15 protein-coding genes are annotated in these 18604 nt (G+C 33.6%); all 15 read left to right on the plus strand.

Annotated elements, in window-relative coordinates; genetic code table 11:
* The first annotated feature begins 1 nt into the window (after window position 1).
* The gene (locus bsdE14_RS17315; RefSeq protein ID WP_264851256.1) at window positions 2-1561 is read left to right on the plus strand and encodes a glycoside hydrolase family 43 protein; all 1560 of its coding nucleotides are present in this window, start codon (window positions 2-4) and stop codon (window positions 1559-1561) included.
* A gap of 58 nt (window positions 1562-1619) precedes the next feature.
* A complete protein-coding gene (locus tag bsdE14_RS17320; RefSeq protein WP_264851257.1) occupies window positions 1620-2636 on the plus strand; it encodes a LacI family DNA-binding transcriptional regulator in 1017 nt (338 codons plus the stop codon).
* 71 nt (window positions 2637-2707) lie between these two features.
* The gene (locus bsdE14_RS17325) at window positions 2708-4033 is read left to right on the plus strand and encodes a GH1 family beta-glucosidase (protein ID WP_264851258.1); all 1326 of its coding nucleotides are present in this window, start codon (window positions 2708-2710) and stop codon (window positions 4031-4033) included.
* A gap of 43 nt (window positions 4034-4076) precedes the next feature.
* Complete coding sequence (locus bsdE14_RS17330) at window positions 4077-6512, plus strand: glycoside hydrolase family 94 protein (protein ID WP_264851259.1); 2436 nt, start codon at window positions 4077-4079, stop codon at window positions 6510-6512.
* A gap of 203 nt (window positions 6513-6715) precedes the next feature.
* Window positions 6716-8428: a sensor histidine kinase gene (locus tag bsdE14_RS17335; protein WP_264851260.1), complete on the plus strand. Its 1713-nt coding sequence runs from the start codon at window positions 6716-6718 to the stop codon at window positions 8426-8428.
* Window positions 8409-10001 carry a response regulator gene (locus bsdE14_RS17340; protein WP_264851261.1) on the plus strand — a complete coding sequence of 531 codons (1593 nt, stop codon included), beginning with the start codon at window positions 8409-8411 and terminating at the stop codon, window positions 9999-10001. Before bsdE14_RS17335 ends, bsdE14_RS17340 begins: the two co-directional genes overlap by 20 nt.
* Before the next feature lie 141 nt (window positions 10002-10142).
* A complete protein-coding gene (locus bsdE14_RS17345; RefSeq protein ID WP_264851262.1) occupies window positions 10143-11648 on the plus strand; it encodes an ABC transporter substrate-binding protein in 1506 nt (501 codons plus the stop codon).
* A gap of 70 nt (window positions 11649-11718) precedes the next feature.
* On the plus strand, window positions 11719-12642 hold the full coding sequence (locus tag bsdE14_RS17350; RefSeq protein WP_264852292.1) for an ABC transporter permease: 924 nt from the start codon (window positions 11719-11721) through the stop codon (window positions 12640-12642).
* 97 nt (window positions 12643-12739) lie between these two features.
* Window positions 12740-13639 carry a carbohydrate ABC transporter permease gene (locus bsdE14_RS17355; protein ID WP_264851263.1) on the plus strand — a complete coding sequence of 300 codons (900 nt, stop codon included), beginning with the start codon at window positions 12740-12742 and terminating at the stop codon, window positions 13637-13639.
* Window positions 13640-13690: 51 nt separating this feature from the next.
* The gene (locus bsdE14_RS17360) at window positions 13691-14497 is read left to right on the plus strand and encodes a Nif3-like dinuclear metal center hexameric protein (RefSeq protein ID WP_264851264.1); all 807 of its coding nucleotides are present in this window, start codon (window positions 13691-13693) and stop codon (window positions 14495-14497) included.
* 77 nt (window positions 14498-14574) lie between these two features.
* Entirely contained in the window at window positions 14575-15513 is a 939-nt protein-coding gene (locus bsdE14_RS17365) for an alpha/beta hydrolase (RefSeq protein ID WP_264851265.1), read from the plus strand.
* 21 nt (window positions 15514-15534) lie between these two features.
* Window positions 15535-16326, plus strand: coding sequence for an alpha/beta hydrolase (locus bsdE14_RS17370; protein WP_264851266.1), 792 nt, complete (start codon window positions 15535-15537; stop codon window positions 16324-16326).
* 17 nt (window positions 16327-16343) lie between these two features.
* Window positions 16344-17171 carry a polysaccharide deacetylase family protein gene (locus bsdE14_RS17375; RefSeq protein WP_264851267.1) on the plus strand — a complete coding sequence of 276 codons (828 nt, stop codon included), beginning with the start codon at window positions 16344-16346 and terminating at the stop codon, window positions 17169-17171.
* A gap of 14 nt (window positions 17172-17185) precedes the next feature.
* Window positions 17186-17608 carry a DUF3237 domain-containing protein gene (locus bsdE14_RS17380; protein WP_264851268.1) on the plus strand — a complete coding sequence of 141 codons (423 nt, stop codon included), beginning with the start codon at window positions 17186-17188 and terminating at the stop codon, window positions 17606-17608.
* Between the two features lie 34 nt (window positions 17609-17642).
* On the plus strand, window positions 17643-18587 hold the full coding sequence (locus tag bsdE14_RS17385) for an adenylylsulfate kinase (RefSeq protein WP_264851269.1): 945 nt from the start codon (window positions 17643-17645) through the stop codon (window positions 18585-18587).
* The last annotated feature ends 17 nt before the right edge of the window (window positions 18588-18604 follow it).

Below are 18604 nucleotides of genomic sequence, written 5' to 3' on the forward strand. Positions count from 1 at the left end.
AATGATAAAAAACCCTGTACTAACAGGATTTCATCCTGATCCAAGTATGATATTTGTAGAGGATTCTTTTTATATTGCCAATTCCACCTTTGAGTATTTTCCTGGTGTAGCCATTTCTTCATCAAAGGATTTAGCGAACTGGAACAGCATTGAAAGCCCATTGAATAGTAAGGATAAGCTTGATATGAAGGGAAATCCAAAGTCTGGCGGGATTTGGGCTCCATGTCTTTCTTATTATGAAGGTATCTTCTATTTAGTATTTACAGATGTAAAGAATTGGGCCTTTGGGCCGTTTAAAGATGCTTTAAATTATGTTGTTAGGTCAGCTTCCATAGATGGACCTTGGAGTGAACCAGTTTTCTTAAATTGTTCCGGCTTTGATCCTTCACTTTTTCATGATGACAATGGCAAGAAGTATTTGGTTAACATGGAATGGGATTATAGAAAGCAAGGAAGCGAGCAATTTTCAGGTATATTACTTACAGAATTAGATTCTCAAAGTTTAGAACCAATAGGTGAGGCAGTAAAGATATTTGAAGGTTCAAAGAAAGGTATGGTAGAAGGACCTCATTTATATAAAAGAGATGGATATTATTATCTAATCACTGCAGAGGGAGGTACTTCTTATGAACATGCTGTGACGGTGGCACGTTCGAAAGAAATTACGGGGCCTTATGAACTGCATCCATATACTCATTTGGTGTGCACCCAGGGTGATGAAATGTCCTACATTCAAAAAGCAGGACATGGAAGTCTCTGCAAATCTAGCGATGGAAGATGGTGGATAGCTTTTTTATGTGGAAGACCTTTAGAAAATACTAAAAGATGTCCACTTGGAAGGGAAACTGCTATTGCAGAGGTAATATGGAAGGAAGGTTGGCCCTATCTTAAAGATGGTGGAATAGTACCATCTGCTAGTTTTGAAGGTTATGGTGAAAAGATTACACAAAAAGTTTACAGTTACAATTTTAAGAACGATAATTTCAAGAAAGATTTTCTATCACTGCGTGTTCCTGCTCAATATGATATTTTGCAGAACGGAAGCTTAAGGCTGTATGGAAAAGAATCTTTACAATCAGTACATGAACAAAATATACTCATGCGAAGACAAACAGATTTTAATTTTGAGGCAGAAACCTGTGTGTCTCTTCCATTTAATCATTTTCAACAGATGGCGGGACTTTTATATAGATATGATGAAGAAAATCAGTACTATTTAAGAATAGCCTATAATGAAAAATTTAATGAACATACTTTGGGAATTCTATGTTTTGAAAAAGGCGGATTTACTATGCCACTTGGAATGAAAGAAATTCCGGTGGGAGAAGGAAAAGTCTATCTTAGACTTACAGTTAGAGGAAGCTGTGGTGAATTCTCTTATGCAAAGGAAGATTTAAATTGGATAGCTATACCTTACACTATTGATGTTAGTATTTTATCAGATGAATATGCTTCACCAATGGGTTTTACAGGAGCCTTTGTAGGATTGGCTTGTCAAGATCTAAAAAGTAGAAAATGTTATGCGGATTTTGAATATTTTAAATATGAAGTACTTGATTGATGGAAGAATTTATGAAGTATATAATTAGAATATAAATAAGAAACCGAGGGAGAGTAAGATGGTAACAATATACGATGTTGCAAAAAAGGCTGGATGTTCGCCTGCCACTGTTTCTAAAGCCTTTAATAATTATAGTGGTGTAAATACAAGTACATATGAAAAAATAATGGAGGCTGCTGAAGAGTTAGAATACACTCCTAATACCAATGCAAGAGCGTTGGCAACTAAAAAAACCTGGCTTTTAGGCGTGCTTTTTTCTGAAGATGTAGGAACTGGAATTGCTCATCCTCATTTTAGTGAAATATTGCAGAGCTTTCAAAGTAAGGCCGGGGAATATGGATATGATGTGGTTTTTGTAAATAAAAGATTGGGAAATAAAGAAGCATCCTATTTGGAGCATTGCCTTTATAGGGGAGTAGATGGAGTGCTTTTGGCAGCAGGTGCAAGATTTACTGATGAGATTCAGTGCGTGCTTTCAAGTGATATAAAGTGTGTATCTGTAGAGATGGTTTATCCAGAAAAATACACTGTAATTTCTGATAATAGAATGGGGAGTATGCAGGCATTAGAATATTTATATTTTCTAGGACATAGAAAAATTGCGCATATTTGCTGCCCACTTTCAAGTTTGGCGGGCATGGAGAGATTTAATGCATATAAGGAATTTATGCAGAGCAAAGGTCTTGAGATTAATCCTAAGTATATAGTTGAAACTGAGGACTTTGATCCGAATGCAGGAACAAAAGCCGCTACTAAGCTGCTGCAGGACTGCTTAGATGATCTTCCTACTGCAGTTTATATTGGTTATGATGAGGCTGCTTGCTCAGCAATGACTGCATTTCAGGCTCAAGGGTTTAGAATACCTGAGGATTTATCAATAGTAGGATTTGATAATTTAAAGGTAACAGGACTAACAACTCCTCCACTTACAACTATAGAACAAGATAGAAAAACTATTGGGCAAAAAGCAGCTGAGACTCTTATAAAATTAATTGAAGATAAGGAAATAGATGAACCTTTGGATAATCGTATTCCTACTAAGCTTATAGCAAGAAATAGTTGCATAAGAATATAGGAATTTATATATAGTGCCTAGCAATTTTAGGTAGCTTGCCGAAGATATACGGCATTGGTAGGAGGAAAATAATGAAATTTAATAGAGATTTTATTTTTGGTGTAGCTACATCATCATATCAAATTGAAGGAGCTTTTGATGAAGATGACAGAACGCCATCTATCTGGGATACCTTCTCTAGGATTGAAGGAAATGTACAAGATATGGATAATGGGGATGTAGCATGTGATCATTATCATAGATACAATGAGGATATAAAACTAATTAAGGAACTTGGAGTAGACAGCTACAGGTTGTCTATTGCTTGGCCAAGAATTTTCCCTGAAAAGGGTAAGTATAATCCCAAAGGTATGGAATTTTACAAAAATATGATAACTGAACTTAAACAAAGAGGAATAAAGGTAGCTGTAACTCTATATCACTGGGATTTGCCACAGTGGGTTCAAGATTTAGGTGGATGGGAAGTTAGAGAAAACATTGATTTATTTTTGCAGTATACTGAAAAATGCTTTACTGAACTTGATGATTTAGTAGATCTTTGGATAACGCATAACGAACCATGGTGCGCATCCATATTATCAAATGCAATTGGTGAGCATGCGCCTGGTAAGAAGGATATATCAGCAGCACTTAAAGTAGCGCATCATATCCTTTTATCTCATGGTATGGTAGTGAGGCAGTATCATAAACTAGGGCTAAAGAAGCAAATAGGAATAACCTTAAACCTCACTCCTGTGTACTCTTCAACTACAAGCTTTGTTGATAAACTTGCAGCTTCAAATATGGATGGATATTTTAATAGATGGTTTTTGGAACCGCTTTTTAAGGGAGCCTACCCTATGGATATAGTGAACCTTTATGCAGCTAGAAACTGTAATTTTGATTTTATTAAAGATGGTGACTTTGATATTATAAGGGAAAAGTGCGATTTTCTAGGTGTAAATTTTTATAATCGTTCACTAGTAAGGTTTGATCCCATGTCCCTAATACTCTGCTCAGGAGCACATTCCAAATATAATAAAACAGATATAGGATGGGATATTTCTCCTAATGAATTTATAGATCTAATTAAAATGGTGAGAGCAAGGTATACTGACCTTCCTATTTATATTACTGAAAACGGCTCTGCATGGCTAGATGTATTAGAAAATGGAGAGGTAAAAGATAATGAAAGAATAAATTACCTGGAACTTCATCTTCAGGCTGTGGCTAAAATGAATGAACTAGGTTTTAATATAGTGGGCTATTACTACTGGTCCTTACTTGATAATTTTGAATGGGCTAATGGATATTCCCAAAGGTTTGGCCTTGTTTATGTAAATTACGATACCCAAGAAAGAATTAAGAAGGGTAGCTTTTATAGATATAAAGAAATAATTGAAAAGAAATGTATTTGAATTAATAAAGCTTAATACTGATAGTCCTAAAGGAGAGAAAAATATGAAATTCGGTTTTTTTGATGACGAAAATCGTGAATATGTCATTAATACCCCAAAAACACCTTATCCTTGGATAAACTATTTGGGAAATAGCGAATTCTTTGGAATTATATCCAATACCAGTGGTGGCTACTGCTTTTATAAGGATGCACGTTTGAGAAGAATTACAAGATATAGATATAATAATGTTCCAATAGACGATGGTGGAAGATACTTTTATATTAATGATAATGGTGACTTTTGGTCACCTTCTTGGAAACCTGTCAAAAAAGAGTTGTCCTTTTATGAATGTCGTCATGGCCTAGGTTATACAAGGATAACGGGAGAAAGAAATGGAATAAGGGTTCAGGAATTAGCATTTGTTCCCCTTGAATTTAATGGAGAAGTTCATAGTTTAAATATAAAAAATACATCAGAGCAAGAAAAGACTATCACATTATTTTCTTTTATAGAGTTTTGCTTATGGGATGCTAATGATGATGCAACCAATTTCCAGCGTAACTTTAGTACGGGGGAAGTTGAAGTAGAAGGATCTGTTATATATCATAAAACAGAATACAGAGAACGTAGAAATCACTATGCTTTTTATTCTGTAAATAATGCAGTTAATGGATTTGATACAGATAGAGAAGAGTTCTTAGGTATTTATAATGGTTTTGATGCTCCAGAGGTAGTAGTTTTAGGAAAAAGCAAAAATTCTATTGCTAGCGGTTGGTCACCAATTGCTTCTCACAGCATTAAAATAACTTTAAAGCCTGGAGAAGAAAAAAATCTTATCTTTATATTAGGGTACGTAGAAAACAAGGAAGAAAATAAGTGGGAGAGTAAGGGGATCATAAATAAAACAAAAGCTAAAGAGATGATAAATAAAATATATAATGTTGAGCAAGTTCAGCAGGAAATGGATAAGTTAAGGGCATATTGGGATGATTTATTATCAAGCTATAAATTAAAAAGTGGAGAAGAAAAGCTGGATAGAATGGTTAATATTTGGAATCCATATCAATGTATGGTTACTTTTAATATGTCCAGAAGTGCTTCGTATTTTGAATCAGGAATAGGTAGAGGAATGGGCTTTAGAGATTCAAATCAAGATCTTTTAGGTTTTGTTCATCAAATTCCAGAAAGAGCAAGAGAGCGTATCCTTGATATTGCAGCAACTCAATTTGAGGATGGCGGAGCATATCACCAATATCAGCCATTAACTAAAAAAGGAAATAATGATGTAGGACAGGGCTTCAATGATGACCCATTATGGTTAATTATTGCAGTTACAGCCTATATAAAAGAAACTGGGGATATGAGCATTCTTAATGAGATGGTTCCCTATGATTGTAATACGAATAATAAAGCTAGCTTAATGCAGCATTTAAAGGCATCCTTTGATCATGTAATTAATAATTTAGGACCTCACGGATTACCTCTAATAGGTAGAGCTGATTGGAATGACTGTTTGAACTTGAATTGTTTCTCAAGAACTCCTGGGGAATCCTTCCAAACAACTGGGAACAAGGATGGGCGCATTGCAGAATCTGTGCTAATAGCTGGAATGTTTGTGTTAATTGGCAATGAATATGCAGAGTTATGTAAGGAAATTGGAAATGAAGAAGAGTGTACTAGGGCTAAAAAGCATGTGGAAGCAATGGAAGAAGTTGTTCTAAAACATGGCTATGATGGAGATTGGTTTTTGAGAGCTTATGATGATTTTGGCACAAAAATTGGAAGTAAAGAAAATGAGGAAGGTCAAATTTTCATTGAATCTCAAGGGTTCTGTGTAATGGCTGGTATTGGAGTTAAAAATGGCTATGCAGAAAAAGCTCTTAATTCGGTAATTGAAAGACTGGATACAAAATATGGCATAGTATTAAATAATCCACCATATACGGAATATCATCCGGAACTAGGAGAGATATCCAGTTATCCGCCTGGATATAAAGAAAATGCGGGTATATTCTGCCATAACAACCCTTGGATAGCTTGTGCTGAAACTGTAATAGGCAGGGGAGATAGAGCTTTTGAAGTATATAGAAAAATTGCTCCATCCTACTTAGAAGATATAAGTGAAATCCATAAAACTGAACCTTATGTATATTCTCAAATGGTTGCAGGTAAAGATGCAGTGAGACATGGTGAAGCTAAGAATTCTTGGTTAACCGGAACTGCAGCTTGGAACTTCATAACAATCTCACAGTGGATATTAGGCATAAAGCCAGAATATAAGGGCTTGATGATTGATCCGTGTATACCAACTTCCTGGAAGGAATACGTTATTTTTAGAAAATATAAAGGCTCCGAATATCACATAACAGTAAAAAACCCTTATGGAGTATCAAAGGGAATAAAGATTGTTACAGTTGATGGAAATCCAATTGAAGGTAACATCATTCCAGCCTATGGAGATGGTAAGGTTCATGAGGTAGTTGCTGAGCTGGGGTAATTATAATACAATTGAAAGTTTGAGAATATGAAAATATAAGAAAAGGCTACTGGATGATATCCAATAGCCTTTTCTTTGTCGTATTCTTGATTTATAAAAAATCATGCTATATAATATAAAAATATTTGAGATAAGATATGGTTATTTTTTATTGGAAAAGTTGGGTGAATATGAAGAGGAAGATAACAATACATAAAAAATCTTTGGTATTTAAACTTTCTGCAGGAACTGCAGTAGTTGTGATAATTCTTTTTGCAGTGCTAATTACAAGTAATCTTTATTCATTGTATGTTATAAGAACTAATACTATCAATTCTGCTATGAATGAAATGAGAATTCACATTCGAGATATAGATAATTCTTTGAATAACGCCGTAAATGATTTGAATGAAGTTGCTATGAATATTGATGATATTACAGCTTTGAAAAGCAGTAATGAGTCAGAAAGGTACTTCTCTACAATGAGATTATCGGATATTTTAAATGAAAGAATAAATATAAGTAAAACCACCGATGCATTGGCTATCTACAATCATGATCATGGAATATTATTATTTAGCAACAGCAGTAGACTTTCCTCGCAAGAGAAGATTTCTGCATCTGATGTTATAAGGGCTGGATTATCAAGTAAGGACCATAAACTTAATGATTTGTGGTCAACCATTGAGATAGATAAAAAGAACTTCTTTATTAAAGCATATGATTTTTCCGGAACCACTATTATTTCTTTAGTTAAGGCAGATACATTGATGTCTCTAGCTAACATAAAGGATCTAAGTACAGATGAACAGATAGTTTTAACAGATAAAGTGGGGAATCCTTTAGCTAGGGTAGGAAATATGGCACTTTCAGATGTAAATTTTCCCTTGAAAAATGGTGTTCAAGTAGTTAGTAAGCTTGTTGGGAAATATCTAATGGTTTCAATAGATTTAGATTCAAGTTATGCTAGACTTTCTACAATATTAAAAGAGAAAAGTGTACTTCTTGGACTTGGATATATTCAATGGATTATTGCTATTTTGGGTATTATATCCCTATTTTTGATGCCATATATTATTAATTATTTAAATAAGGAAATTATAAAACCAGTAAGAGCATTGGTTGTTGGAACAAGACAGCTTGAACAGGGTAATCTGGATTATCAAGTAGAAGAAAAGGGTAGTTCATTTGAATTCCAAACCTTGAACGATTCCTTCAATTCCATGGCTAAGGAGATTAAAACTCTGAAAATTAGTGCTTATGAGGAGAAGATTGAACTGCAGAAGGCGGAGTTAAAGTATTTGCAAATGCAAATAAGACCTCACTTTTTCTTAAATGCATTAACAACTGTACATAGTTTAACCTATAAAGATAAGAATGAGGATATTAGAAAATTTATAGATGCCTTATCTAATCATTTAAGGTATATGTTTAAAGGTGGACTTAGTATGGTACCGATAAGTGAGGAAATAGAGTATATTAAGAATTACTTCTGTATGCAAGAAATTAGATTTCCAAATAGTATTTTCTATGTTTTTGATGTTGAGCCATCTATTGAACAAGAGCAAATACCACAATTTATTATTCACACATTTGTGGAAAATTCATTTAAATATGCAATGACGCTGGAAGAACCACTTTCTATTTTTATTAAAATAAACAAATATATTTTAGATGAAAAAGATACGATAAGGATTGTGATAGAAGATAGTGGAGAGGGGTTCCCTCAAGAAGTTTTAGATAAAGTTAACAACTCTGATGATACCAATACACTTGATGGGTACAGAATTGGAATTTCAAATATAAAAAGGACGTTATCATTATTGTATGGGGAAAACAATCTTTTGAAAATTTCAAATGTGGAAACTTTGGGTGGAAGGGTTGAAATATTAATTCCCATTGGGAAAGGGGATAAAAATGAAACTAATAATAGTTGAAGACGATTTGCTCACTGCAGAAGTAGTAAGAGATTCTATTAACTGGGGTGTATTTGGAATACATGATGTTCAAATGGCTCACAATGTTGCTGGTGCAAAAAAAATTTTTGAAGAAAATGTACCTGATATTGTTATATGTGATATAGAGATGCCTAAGGGTTCTGGATTGGATCTTTTGAAATGGGTTCGCAGCAATAATTACAAGAGTGAATTTATATTTTTGACCAACCATGAAAATTTTGAATTTGCGTCTACAGCATTGGAATACAATGCTATAAGCTATATAACAAAACCTTTTAATATTGAAAAAACGGAAGTGGCTATTTCAAAAGCTGTTGAAAAAATTAGAAAAGAAAACAGACTTCAGCAGTATAGTGAATATGGACAATACTGGCTGGAAAATAAAAAGCTCTTAGTAGAAAGTTTTTGGAGAGATATCTTATTTTTCAATATACCTTCTGAGCAAATGGCAATAGCAGAGGAAATAACAAAGAGAAAACTTACACTGAAGATAGAAGAGTTATATCATATAGTATTGGTCAGCGTAATAAAATCTGAAAATCAGGAAGATAAACCTAAAGATATGACTTTTGAATATGCTTTAAAAAAACTTTCATCAGAAGTTATACTTGGTGAATTGGATTTTGAGCATACAATTTACTATGTTACTGACAGAAATCATTATGTTGCTGTTCTATTAGCTGATAGGTTTTCTGACGAGCAGATAAAGAGCAAATGCGATGAGTTTATTGATAACTGTAAAAAATATTTAAAATATACTGCAGCTTGCTATATCGGTAATAAGACAACAATAGATTTATTAGCTAAAAATAGAGTGAAGCTGGAGGAAATGGATCAGAATAATTTTATATTAAGAAGTAATGTTTTTTTTGAAAATGATGCAGAAACTCTTAATCTAAAAGGTCAATATGCTCTTGATACAGATACACTTAGAATCATGTTTGAAAAGAGGGAGAAGATTCAAATTGTTAACTTTTTAAAGGGCGAGCTGGAGCTATTAGTCTCAAAGAATAGTTTGGATGGTTCCACTATGTATTCAATTCATCAGGATTTTATGCAAGTGGTATATACTTATTTGCATAAGCAAGAAATACAGGCACATAATCTATTTTCTGATAAAATATCGCAAAAATTAAATCAAAAAGCTGATAATTCAGTATTTGATATGTTAAAGTGGATACATTTTTTTACTTCGAGGACGATTGATTATGCAGAAGAGGTAAGAAAGTCGGATAGTATCATAGATAAGGCTAAGAAATATATACAAGAACATTACAATGAGGACATTACAAAAAACGATGTAGCAGCAACTGTTTTTCTTACACCGGATTATTTAGCTAAAATGTTTAAGGCAGAAACAGGTATAGCAATTAAGGATTTTATCAATCATTGCAGGATAGGAAAGGCAAAGGAGCTGCTTAGAAATAGTGATGCTAGTGTTAGTATGATTGCTTCAGAGGTAGGCTTTGATAATTTCTCATATTTCTCAACTATCTTTAAAAAATTAACCGGGGTTAGCCCACAGTCGTTTCGTAAAGAGGATGAAAAGTAAATTTCATCCTCTTTTTTAAAATTGCTTAAAATTGAAAACTCATCACTTATTTTTGAAAGCGTTTACCCTGATTGAGAAATTATAATAGAAATATAGAAAAAATTAAATAATATAAAATAAAAAAGAACAAGGGGGATTCATATGAAAAGGTCAAAAAAACTTCTCAGTGCTTTAATGGCAGTGGCTCTTTGTGGCTCAGTATTTACTGCATGCAGTAAAAGTTCACAAGATTCTGCAGATGGCAAAAAAGGCGAGCCAGAAGAAATAGTTTACGCTTTTACAACATTTAATAAGGTTTCAGAGGACTTGGGAACCGTAGAAAAAGCTATAAATGATATCACTGTTCCTAAAATAAATGTAAAGGTTAAGCTAAAGCCTATGGCTATTTCAAATTATACTCAGCAGGTTAATTTGGCTATACAAAGTGGAGAGCAGCTTGATGTATTTCATACTCTAGGTGATTTAAATCAATATATTTCTAAGAATGAATGTGCTCCTCTTGATGATTTGCTTAATAATTATGGTAAAGAAACAAAACAGATTGTAGGAGATGCTTTCTTAAAAAGCACACAAGCAAATGGAAAAACCTATGCTATTCCAGCATATAAAGGGTATGCTCTTGCTCCTGACTTGGTGTATAGAACTGATATAATGAAGGAACTTGGGGTTTCTCCAGATAGCATTAAAACAATATCAGATTTAGATGCACTTTTTGCAAAAGTAAAGGCTAAGTACCCAAATATGATTCCGATTGCACCAACAAATCAAGGATTCTCAGGTGTTTTATCAACGTTGAATGGTGTTGACTATCTTACAGACGATTTTATGAAACCAACAGCTGTATTAATTGGAGATAACACTAAGGTAGTTGATTTTTATGAAACAGATCTTTTTAAAGAAAGAGTAAAGATAGCTAGAGATTGGTATAACAAAGGTTACATTATGAAAGATGCTGCAACCTCATCAACGTTAGCTACTGAACTTATTTCTTCAGATAGATGCTTCTCATATATAGCAAGCTACTCAGGAAAAGAAGCAGGAGCTCAAATTTCAGCAACTACAGGTAAACCAATAGATATGATAAGAATAGATCAACCATATTTATCAACTACAAGTGTAAATGCTGTAAGCTGGGCAATATCTGCTAATAGTAAAAAGCAAGAAGCTGCAATGAAATTCTTAAATTTAACTTATTCCGATAAAGCTGTTGTTAATTTACTTATATACGGAATTGAAGGACAGGACTATGTTAAAGTAGATGCTGACCACGTAAAATATCCAGATGGAAAAGATCCGAATTCAGTACCATATACTGCTCAACTAAGCTGCGGAATTATTGGAAACATGTTTAATCAATATGCAATGCAGGGGCAAAGTACCAATGATTTAAAGCTTATGGATAGTGAAAATAAATCTGCAGTTAAATCAAAAGCATTTGGATTTACTTTTGATAGTTCACCAGTTAAAACTGAATATTCTTCAGTTATGAATGTAATAAATCAATATTTACCTGGATTAAACTGTGGAAGTTTAGATCCTGATAAGGAAATTCCTAATTTTGTTAAGAAACTTAAAGAAGCAGGAATGGATAAGATAGTCGCAGAAAAACAAAAGCAGCTTGATGCATGGCTTGCAAAACAAAAATAAATATAAACTTTATTGAAGTGAAGAGTTTTTTAACCTTCACTTCATTTATAAGGTGGGAAGGAAAGTGAATATGGATAAAGGTATTAAAAGAAAAAAATCAAAAAGTTCATTGCCTTTATTGATGCTTACAATTCCAGGGTTGCTTTATCTTTTAATAAATAATTATATCCCAATGGTAGGGGTAATTATAGCATTTAAAAGTCAAGATTTCTCAAAAGGGATTTTTGGAGGCAAGTGGATTGGTTTTAACAACTTTGATTTTTTATTTAAAACAAAAGATGCTTGGATTATGACAAGGAACACAATTTTATATAATCTAGCATTTATCGTTATAGGTACAATTTGCGCTATAATAGTTGCAATATTGATGACTGAATTAACTAAGAAAACAATATCAAAATTTTATCAAAATGCATTAGTACTACCAAGTGTCATTTCCATGGTAGTTGTATCTTATATTGCATTTTCATTTTTGAATTCTGATTCAGGACTTATAAATAAATCAATTTTACATGTACTAGGAATACCAGGAGTTTCATGGTATTCAGAGCCAAAATACTGGCCAGTTATTTTAATGGTTGTTTATTTGTGGAAAAGTACAGGCTATGCATCAATAGTTTATATGGCAAGTATTGCTGGTATGGACAAAAGTATTTATGAAGCAGCCAAGATTGATGGAGCAGGAAAGCTTAAACAAATTACAAGTATTACATTGCCTTTATTAAAACCTACAGTAATTATCATGACCCTTATGGCTGTAGGCAGGATAATGGCTTCAGATTTTGGTCTTTTCTATCAGGTGCCAATGAATTCAGGTGCATTATATAGTACTACTCAAACAATAGATACATTTGTATATCGAGCTATGATGCAGCTAAATGATACAGGAATGGCTGCAGCTTCAGGCTTATATCAATCTCTTGTTGGGTTTATTTTAGTAATTGTGGCTAATGGAATTGTTAAAAAGCTAGATCCAGAAAATTCATTGTTTTAGGAGGTTAAAGTCCTAAATGGACTTTAACGGGTAATCTGGCGAGTGGTAACGAGCTAAGATAGATTACCCCGTGTTCCGACTATAAGGAGGAAAGAAAATGGAGGAATTAAAAACTCGTGGAGAAAGAGTATTTACTATTTTTGCTGCAACTGTAATAACTATACTAGCACTATTATGTATTGCACCTTTAATTTTGATTTTTATTGCATCATTTACAAAAGAAAGTTATTTAGTAGCTAACGGTTATAGTTTTTTTCCCAAAGCTTTGAGTCTTGATGCATACTATTACATGATTTCCCAATCTAAAATGATTTTGAGAGCGTATGGTGTTTCTATACTAGTAACTGGAGTAGGTACTTTTTTAAGTATCATTATGACTTCCATGCTGGCATATCCACTATCAAGAAAGGATTTTAAGTATAGAAAAATAATATCTTTTATAGTGTTATTTACTATGCTTTTCAATGGAGGTGTAGCCCCTGCTTATATTATGTGGACTAGGGTTTTTCATATTAAGAATACAATATTTGCTTTGATGATTCCTAATTATTTAATGAATGCTTTTAACGTTTTTCTTATGACAAACTACTATAAGAACAATATTCCTGATTCACTAATTGAATCGGCTCAAATTGATGGAGCAGGGGAATTAAGAATATTTTTCAATATAATGCTACCTCTTTCAACTCCAGCTATTGCTACAATCGGAATATTTACTGGACTAGCTTATTGGAATGATTGGATAAATGGTTTGTACTATATTACTAACCCAAAGCTTTTTGGAATCCAAAATTTACTAGTTAGAATTATGGATAATATTCAGTTCTTAAAATCAGGATCTGCTACCACTGCAGTTGGATCTGTAGCTGTGCAGCTGCCAAGTAATGCAGTTCGTATGGCACTGGCTGCAATCGGAATACTTCCAATCCTAATAGCATTTCCATTTGTTCAGAAGTATTTTATAAAGGGTGTTGTTGTTGGAGCTGTTAAGGGATAATATGAAAATATGAAATATAGGACAAAAATTATTTGATTAAGGGGTTATATTATGAAAGTAAAACAAATTATAGATGAAATTATTAATAAATTTGGTGGAGTGAAATTTGAGCACACTTGTGATCAGCTTATGAGCGGAAGCTTTGATACAGAAGTAACTGGTGTTGTGACTACATTTATGGCTACTGTAGATGTTATAAAACAAACCATAAATTGTGGAGCAAACTTTATTATTACTCATGAGCCAACATATTATACAGGACTTGATAAAACAGAATGGATTGAAAATGATCCTGTATATATAGAAAAGAAAAAGCTGCTTGATGATAATGGTATTGCAATTTGGCGCTTTCATGACCATATGCATGCAGCACCAACAGACTTGATCTATGACGGGTTATTAAAAGAAATAGGCTTTGAAGACTATTTGATTAAAGGGTTACAATTTCCTCATTGTTATGAAATACCTGAAACGTCCTTAAAAGAATTAAGCGACTTTTTTAAAGAAAAGTTAGAGATGGATGTAATTCAAATTGTTGGATCACCTAATACAAAATGCAGGCGAGTTGGAATTTTAGTTGGAGGTGGAAGCCTTGGATTAGGTGTTGAGGAAATGCCTATGAAACTTATGAAGGAACAAAATTTAGATGTTATGGTGTGCGGTGATATTACAGAATGGACTTTGTGCCCGTACATACGTGATGCATCAGCACTTGGTATGAACAAAGCAATGCTTGTTTTAGGCCATGAACGCAGCGAAGAAGCGGGGATGAAATACATGGCTGAATGGCTGACCCCTATGGTGGATGGCACTCCTGTACATTTTATAGATGCGAAAGAACCTTTTATTTACTTGTAATCTTAAAAGGATAATAGAGGTTTATAAGAAAAGTTTTTATACTGCGTGATAATTATTTTATAAGAGGAGTTTTGTTTATGTCATATGAAGATAAAGTTTTGCCTGAATTATTGCCAATGCTGTATAGTAACGTAAGATTTGATTTAAATAAAGATTTAGATATGATGAGAAATCTGAAGCTGCCTGCTTTAAATAAGTCCCCTCATGTTTTGACAACTACTCGTATTATTAAAGGTCCAGAATCAGAGTTACTGGTTAAAATTTATGAGCCAAAGCACAGAAAGAATGGAAAACTTCCTGCACTATTTTGGATTCATGGTGGTGGATATGTACTTGGGCATCCAGATGGTGATGATGGATTGTGTGAGTGTTTTGTAAATGAAATCAATTGTGTTGTAGTTTCAATTGATTATCGGCTAGCACCTGAGCATAAATATCCAGCAGCAATTGAAGATTGTTATGCAGGATTAAAATGGACAACTGATAATTCCGAAGAACTAGGAATAGATGTATCAAGAATAGCTATTGCAGGGGCTAGTGCTGGAGGTGGTTTAACAGCGGCTCTTGCTCTATTGGCTCGTGATAAGGGAGGACCCCAAATAGCGTTTCAAATGCCGTTGTATCCTATGTTGGATGACCGAAATGCAACACCATCAAGCTATGAGATAAATGAAGAGAATTTACCCACAGCATGGAATAGGGAAGCTAATATTGCAGCATGGAATATGTATTTAGGCCGAAGTGCTTCGGATGAAGTTTCACCTTATGCTGCTCCAGCTAGAGCTAAATATTTGACGGGACTTCCACCAGTATATACTTTCATAGGACAGCTAGACCCTTTTAGAGATGAAACAATAGAGTATGTTGCGCGATTGGCTCAGGCTGGCGTGCCAGTTGAATTTCATTTGTATCCTGGATGCTTTCATGGTTTCGATTCAATTTTTAATAATGCAGAGATTAGTAGACAAGCAAGAAATCAATGTATAGAGGCATTGAATAAAGCTTTAAATAAGTAAATATGATAAGGAGATATAAAAATGGCTTTTTTACAAGTGAATTTCTTTTCAAAAGCATTAAAAAGACTTGTTACTTTTAATGCTCTTGTACCAATAGATACTTTTGAGATACCAGGTCAGGAGAAGATTGATAGAGGACCTATGAAGTCCATTTACCTTTTGCATGGCTACTCAGGAAATCATATGGACTGGGTTTGTGGCTCTAAAATTCAAGAATTATCACTAATTCATAATATAGCAGTATTTATGCCTTCAGGGGAAAACAACTTTTATATAGATGATGTTGATAAGGGAGCATTATATGCTGAATATGTTGGAAATGAGTTAGTTAAGTTTACACGAGAGATGTTCCCAATTTCAGATAAGAGAGAAGATACAATTATAGGTGGATTGTCTATGGGAGGATATGGCGCAATAAGAAATGGATTAAAGTACTCTCATAACTTTAGCCGTATTATAGCGTTATCTTCTGCTCTCATAACTCACAATATTGCTGGAATTCCTGTTGATTTTAAGGATCCAATTGCTGACTATAAATATTATAGAAGTGTTTTTGGAGATTTGAACGAGCTTTTTGGAAGTGACAAAGACCCTGAGGCACTAATTACTAACTTAAAGAAAGAAAATGCAGCTATACCTCAAATATATATGGCTTGTGGAACAGAAGACTTTTTATTGAAAGAAAATCGAAGCTATCATGATTTCCTTACTTCAGAAGATGTAAAACATACTTATGTAGAAGGACCCGGGGTTCATGATTGGAACTTCTGGAATGAGTATATAGAAAAAGCAGTTCTTTGGGCACTAAAATAAAGCGTGGTGATTTATGAATGGTTAAAATAATTAAGCTTTTTCATGGTGGAAATAAAAAGGCTTTTACATTAAGCTATGATGATGGAATTACTCAAGATAAGAAACTTGTTGATATATTTAATAAATATAAACTAAAAGCTACCTTTAACTTAAATTCGGGACTCCAAGGAGAGGAAGGTTCTTTTGTTATAAATGATTTACTAATAAAAAGGATGAATAGAGAAGAGATAACTCATTTATATGATGGACATGAAATTGCAATTCATGGTTTAAACCATCTTTCATTAATTGATATACCTAAGGAACTTATGGTTAAAGAAGTTCTAGAGGATAAGATAAATCATGAAAGTATGTATGGATATCCTATTAGAGGAATGGCTTATCCTTATGGTACTTATAATGAAACTGTTTTTCAGGTGTTAGAAGCTCTTGGAGTAGAATATTCAAGAACAGTAAATAACCATAGGGAATTTAGGTTACCTTCAAATTTTCTAGAATGGAATCCTACAGCTCATCATAATGATCCTGATTTAATGGAGTTAGCTAAGAGATTTGTTCAAGGTGAATCCTTAGGGATGGAGCTTTTCTATTTATGGGGCCACAGCTATGAATTTGACTTGGACAATAATTGGAACGTGATAGAAGAGCTATGTGAGCATATAAGTAATAAAGATAATATTTGGTATGCAACAAATATACAGATAGTAGATTATCTAAATGCTGTACACAGCTTGAAATTTTCTGCGGATTTTACTTCTGTATTTAATCCAACAGCAATCTCAACATGGATAGAGCTTAGCGGAACGAAAATAGAGATAAAACCAGGGGAAACTAAAAAATTATAAGGGTGTGAGAGTAAATGCAATTAGAAGCGGATTTAGTTCTAGAATTAGATGTAGAGGTTGGAGAAGTTCAGGAAGTTGGTAAAACTCCAGAGGGTTTTTTGAGACTTATTCCAATTACAGGGGGAACCTTTAAAGGAATAAATATAAAAGGAAAAGTAATATCCGGAGGTTATGATTGGAATATAGCCTTAAACGATAACGAGGCACATGTATTTGCAAAATATGCTCTACAGACAGATGATGGTGTTTATATTTCTGTTGAAAATGAAGGATACTTAGATTCTAGAACACAAGATAGCGTTATAAAGACAAATCCTCGCTTTCAGGTAGCTGATGGTAAATATGACTGGCTAAGAAGCGGAGTTTTTGTTGGAAGCTTGGAGGCTGCAAAAAATGAGAAACCTGGTATATGTATAAAGATTTATATGATGAAATAGGTTATCCAATGATTATGACAAAGGAGAAATTAATATGACTTTTGAAAAAAATAATCTTGATATACAATGGACTGCACCTATGATTACTGACTTTAGCGCTATAAAAAAAGGAGACATGCCTGGGGATAAAATTAGTATAAATGATGACCACGTAAATAAGGCAAATGTCATTTTTCCAGAATTGCTAAAGCTTTTGAATCCAATATTGAAGGCACAGCCAAGTAAGAAGGCTGTTATTGCTGTACATGGTGGGTCAGGTGTAGGAAAATCAGAAATAGGTTCACTAATCGGATACTATTTAAATGATTTAGGAATAGGAAGCTATATTTTGTCCGGAGATAATTACCCACATCGTATACCTAAAGTAAATGATGCGGAAAGAATGCGTGTTTTTAGGGAAAATGGCATAAAAGGCCTTGTTATAAAAGATGAATTTACAAAGGAAAGAAATGCTAAGCTGCAGGAATTGCAAGACCAAGGCAGTGATTCCAATCCTGAATTATGCAAAGAACTTCCATGGTTATCTGTTTATCAGGAAGCAGGAAAGAAGGGGCTTAGTAATTATTTAGGTACAAGCAATGAAACAGATTTTAATGAAGTAAATCATATTATTGCTGAATTTAAAAATGGTGCTGAGAGCATAATGCTTAAACGTATGGGAAGAGAAGAAAAAGAACTTTGGTATGATGCTGTTGATTTTAGCAATGTGACGGTTTTGATCATCGAATGGACTCACGGAAATAATGATAATTTAGTGGGTGTAGATGTACCTGTATTACTTAATAGTACACCACAGGAAACACTTGAACATCGCAGGTCTCGTAATAGAGATGGTGCTACAGATAGTCCATTTACAATGATGGTACTCAATATCGAACAAAACTTATTGTGTTCACAGGCGCATAAAGCAAAAATTATTGTAACTAAGGCTGGAAATGTAATCTCTTATGATGATTATCTTAAATTAATGAATGAATAATTGAAGGAGGCAAGGAC

It is taken from the genome of Clostridium omnivorum (genome assembly GCF_026012015.1).
GTDB lineage: Bacteria > Bacillota > Clostridia > Clostridiales > Clostridiaceae > Clostridium_AX > Clostridium_AX omnivorum.

Coding starts and splice junctions, on each gene's coding strand:
- bsdE14_RS17315 (WP_264851256.1), top strand. CDS start 2: ATGATAAAAAACCCTGTACTAACAGGATTTCATCCTGATCCAAGTATG.
- bsdE14_RS17320 (WP_264851257.1), top strand. CDS start 1,620: ATGGTAACAATATACGATGTTGCAAAAAAGGCTGGATGTTCGCCTGCC.
- bsdE14_RS17325 (WP_264851258.1), top strand. CDS start 2,708: ATGAAATTTAATAGAGATTTTATTTTTGGTGTAGCTACATCATCATAT.
- bsdE14_RS17330 (WP_264851259.1), top strand. CDS start 4,077: ATGAAATTCGGTTTTTTTGATGACGAAAATCGTGAATATGTCATTAAT.
- bsdE14_RS17340 (WP_264851261.1), top strand. CDS start 8,409: ATGAAACTAATAATAGTTGAAGACGATTTGCTCACTGCAGAAGTAGTA.
- bsdE14_RS17345 (WP_264851262.1), top strand. CDS start 10,143: ATGAAAAGGTCAAAAAAACTTCTCAGTGCTTTAATGGCAGTGGCTCTT.
- bsdE14_RS17350 (WP_264852292.1), top strand. CDS start 11,719: ATGGATAAAGGTATTAAAAGAAAAAAATCAAAAAGTTCATTGCCTTTA.
- bsdE14_RS17355 (WP_264851263.1), top strand. CDS start 12,740: ATGGAGGAATTAAAAACTCGTGGAGAAAGAGTATTTACTATTTTTGCT.
- bsdE14_RS17360 (WP_264851264.1), top strand. CDS start 13,691: ATGAAAGTAAAACAAATTATAGATGAAATTATTAATAAATTTGGTGGA.
- bsdE14_RS17365 (WP_264851265.1), top strand. CDS start 14,575: ATGTCATATGAAGATAAAGTTTTGCCTGAATTATTGCCAATGCTGTAT.
- bsdE14_RS17370 (WP_264851266.1), top strand. CDS start 15,535: ATGGCTTTTTTACAAGTGAATTTCTTTTCAAAAGCATTAAAAAGACTT.
- bsdE14_RS17375 (WP_264851267.1), top strand. CDS start 16,344: ATGGTTAAAATAATTAAGCTTTTTCATGGTGGAAATAAAAAGGCTTTT.
- bsdE14_RS17380 (WP_264851268.1), top strand. CDS start 17,186: ATGCAATTAGAAGCGGATTTAGTTCTAGAATTAGATGTAGAGGTTGGA.
- bsdE14_RS17385 (WP_264851269.1), top strand. CDS start 17,643: ATGACTTTTGAAAAAAATAATCTTGATATACAATGGACTGCACCTATG.